The organism is Rhodoplanes sp. SY1 (assembly GCF_046000175.1).
Taxonomy (GTDB): domain Bacteria; phylum Pseudomonadota; class Alphaproteobacteria; order Rhizobiales; family Xanthobacteraceae; genus Rhodoplanes.
Window position 1 is genome coordinate 1 of record NZ_JBEOMB010000349.1, and the last position, 850, is coordinate 850.

An 850-nucleotide genomic window follows, 5' to 3' on the forward strand; every position below is an offset into this window, starting at 1 on the left:
TCAACGCGGCCGGCGGCGTCAACGGCAAGCCTATCGAGCTGATCAAGTACGACACCGGCTCCGATCCCAAGCAGGCCTCGATCGCCACCCGCAAGCTCGTCGAGGACGACAAGGTGGTCGCGATCGTCGGGCCGTACTCGTCCGGCGAGGCCGGGGTCGCCTTCAACGACGCGGAGCGGCTCGGCGTCGTGATGATCCCGAACGCCGCCTCGACGCCGGGACTGACCAAGGGCAAGACCTTCGCCTGGCGCATGTCGGAAGACGAGGACGTCCAGTTCCGCCGGCTCCTCGACACGCTCAAGCGCAAGGGCGTGAAGGCCGAGACGGCGGCGATCATCTACGTGTCCGACGAGCCGCTCGCCAACGTCACCGGGACGAAGCTGTTCCCGACGCTGCTCAAGGACGCGGGCATCAAGTACGGCCCGCCGATCGCGGTCCAGTACAAGAGCTTCGACATCGCCCCGCAGGTCGCCAAGATCATCAACGAGAACCCCGATCTAGTCGCCGTCGCGGGCCTGCCCGAGTCCGCCTCGAAGATCCTGCGCGAGCTCAACCGCAACGGCTTCAAGGGCCGCATGATCGGCTCGCAGCTCTTCGCCGACCCCAACAATGTCGAGCTGTTCGGCAACGAGGCCGAGGGCACACTGTTCGTCTCCGGCTTCTGGCGGCACGAGACGCCGAAGGCCTCGGCGTTCGCGGACAAGTTCGTCGCCGAGAACGAGAAGCGAGGCATCCACAAGCTCGGTCCGCGGCACACCGACGCCCAGGCCTACGACACCGTCTACCTGCTCAAGCAGCTCATGGAGGCCGCCAAGGTGACGGGCGATCCCGCCAAGGTGACGGCCGAGCG

Annotated in this window: 1 protein-coding gene; it reads left to right on the plus strand. The window is 66.7% G+C overall.

Going from position 1 to position 850, the window contains the following annotated elements:
* Nucleotides 1-850, plus strand: an 850-nt coding sequence (locus ABTU92_RS29590) for an ABC transporter substrate-binding protein (protein ID WP_408095115.1), incomplete at both ends; no start/stop codon positions are given.